This window comes from Kitasatospora sp. NPDC093558 (assembly GCF_040683475.1).
In the GTDB taxonomy this organism is placed as follows: domain Bacteria; phylum Actinomycetota; class Actinomycetes; order Streptomycetales; family Streptomycetaceae; genus Kitasatospora.
This window is the reverse complement of the sequence record NZ_JBFBDY010000959.1, coordinates 1-1,954: the sequence shown is the minus strand read 5'-3', so window position 1 is coordinate 1,954 and position 1,954 is coordinate 1. Positions and strand designations below refer to the sequence as shown.

Sequence of the window (1,954 nt, the reverse complement as noted above, 5' to 3'; positions counted from 1 at the left end):
TCGGCGAGGCCCGGGCCGCGGCGGATGCCGAGGACGCCCTCGAAGGCCTGCACTGCCTGCTGAGCTTCGCCCTCGCGCGCGCACTGGAGGACAGTGGGTTCGCCGCCGTCCTCGAATCCGCCGTCGACGCCGAGGCCCACACTTCGGAGCTGAAAGCCGAACTCGATCGGGCTGTCGCCCGTCTTCTGGACCGTGCCCGCCTGACCGGCGCCATCCGATCCGACGTCGACGCCGACGACGTGCGCCGCCTGCTGTGCGGCATCCAGCACGCCGTTCGGGCCGGCGGCAGCGATTCCGTACGCACCGGCATCTACCTCGACGTCCTTCTGGCGGGCCTGCGCCCCCGCAGCTGACCGCTGCCCGGGCCCGGCACCAGGCAACCCCGGCGCCAGGCAACCCCGCCGCCAGGCAACCCCGCCACCACGGAACCCCACCCACCTTCCCAGAAACGGATAGCCATCCGATTGTGTTAGCGTGCCCCCATCGAAACGGATACCTATCCGTTTTATGGCTGCGGGGTGGCGGAGGGCGGACAGCATGGAACAACGGGCGATCGTGACCGGAGGGACCGGAGGAATCGGCCTGGAGACCGCGTTGGGCCTCGCGGCGCGCGGGTTCGCCGTCACCGTGGTCGGCCGCGACGCCGAGCGGGGCGCCCGCGCGGTCGAACGGATCGCCGCGGTCGCGGCCGGAGGCGAGCCGCGGTTCGTGGCGGCGAACCTGGCCTCACTGGGCGACGTCCGGGCGCTCGCCACCCGGCTGGCAGCCGGGGGGCCGCTGAAGGTCCTGGTCAACAACGTCGGCGCGATGTTCGCGCAGCGGCAGCAGACCGTCGACGGGATCGAGGCGTCGTTCGCGGTCAACCACCTCTCGCCGTACCTGCTGACCGAGCTGCTCCTCGACCGGCTCCGGGCGGGTGCCCCCAGCCGGATCGTGAACGTCACCTCCGGTGCCGTCAAGCTCGCCAAGCGCACCTTCGACACCGTCGAACCGCCGGGCGGTTACTACGGCTTCCACTGGTACGGCCGGGCCAAACTCGCCAACCTCGCCTACACCCTGGACCTCGCCGCACGCCTGCGCGACAGCGGCATCACGGTCTTCGCCGCAGATCCCGGAGGCGCCGCGACCGCCATGACCAACGGCACCATGACCTCGCCCTCGATCGTCTCCCCGCCACTGCGACTGCTGTGGCCGCTGGTCCGCCGCACCTTCGAACGCTCCACCGCCGGCCCCGCGTCCGTGGCCGCGAGGCCGTCCGTCGTCGCGGCCACCGACCCCGCCCTCGAAGGACGGACCGGCCTGGTCATCGGCCCCAAGGCCCACCCCGTCCCCGCCTTCCGGGCGAGCACCGACCCCCGGACCGTCGCCGACGTGCTCAGGCTCAGCCGGCAGCTGGCGCCCCGCACGGACGCCGACTGACCGGGTGCACCGCCCGTCCGCACGGCCGTGAGCACTCCCGGACTCCCGGGCGGCCGGGATCGGCGACCCATTCGCTCGTGCGCTCGTTCGTGACGTAACTCCGTTGCAGCCGCAGGCTTCTCGGCTCGTCCGAGCGATCCGCCGTCCGGTCGAGAGCGGGGAAGGACTGCGGCTGCTTGAGGCCGCGCCGAAGACCCGACACGGCTCCATGCGCGCCCTACTTCACCACCACCGTGACCGTCCAGAATCCTCGGACGAAATCCTGGCTGGCGGTGAGCTCGGCCCTCCCCCGTGCCGAACCGTGGAACGTGCCCCTGCCCACGAGGTGAAGGTTGACGTCCTCCGTATTGACGGGAGTCAGGACCTTGGGGTCCGAGGTACGAATGGGGCTCCACATGGCTTGCCGGGTCGGCTGGGCAAGGGATATGGAGAGTTGCTGTCCCACCTCCAGGCAGTACGTGCCGGAGCTGTTCTGGTCAAGGCTGCCGGCCGTGTCGGGGAACACCGCCGGCGGAAGCCGCTTGCAGTCGGACTC

At 71.4% G+C, this 1,954-nt stretch carries 2 protein-coding genes and 1 pseudogene; 2 read left to right on the top strand and 1 reads right to left on the bottom strand.

Annotation, left to right across the window (positions count from 1 at the left end; genetic code table 11):
- Together AB0O00_RS37395 and AB0O00_RS37390 are read left to right on the top strand one after the other, a co-directional pair.
- A pseudogene (locus AB0O00_RS37395) lies at nt 1-353 on the top strand (TetR/AcrR family transcriptional regulator); the annotation flags it as partial.
- 184 nt (nt 354-537) lie between these two features.
- Nucleotides 538-1,419 (top strand): SDR family NAD(P)-dependent oxidoreductase, encoded by an 882-nt coding sequence (locus AB0O00_RS37390; protein WP_363659149.1) that lies wholly within the window; start codon nt 538-540, stop codon nt 1,417-1,419.
- A gap of 217 nt (nt 1,420-1,636) precedes the next feature.
- On the opposite strand, the gene AB0O00_RS37385 is transcribed toward AB0O00_RS37390, so the two are convergent.
- Nucleotides 1,637-1,954, bottom strand: a 318-nt coding sequence (locus AB0O00_RS37385) for a hypothetical protein (RefSeq protein ID WP_363659148.1), incomplete at its 5' end; no start/stop codon positions are given.

Coding starts and splice junctions, on each gene's coding strand:
- AB0O00_RS37390 (WP_363659149.1), top strand. CDS start 538: ATGGAACAACGGGCGATCGTGACCGGAGGGACCGGAGGAATCGGCCTG.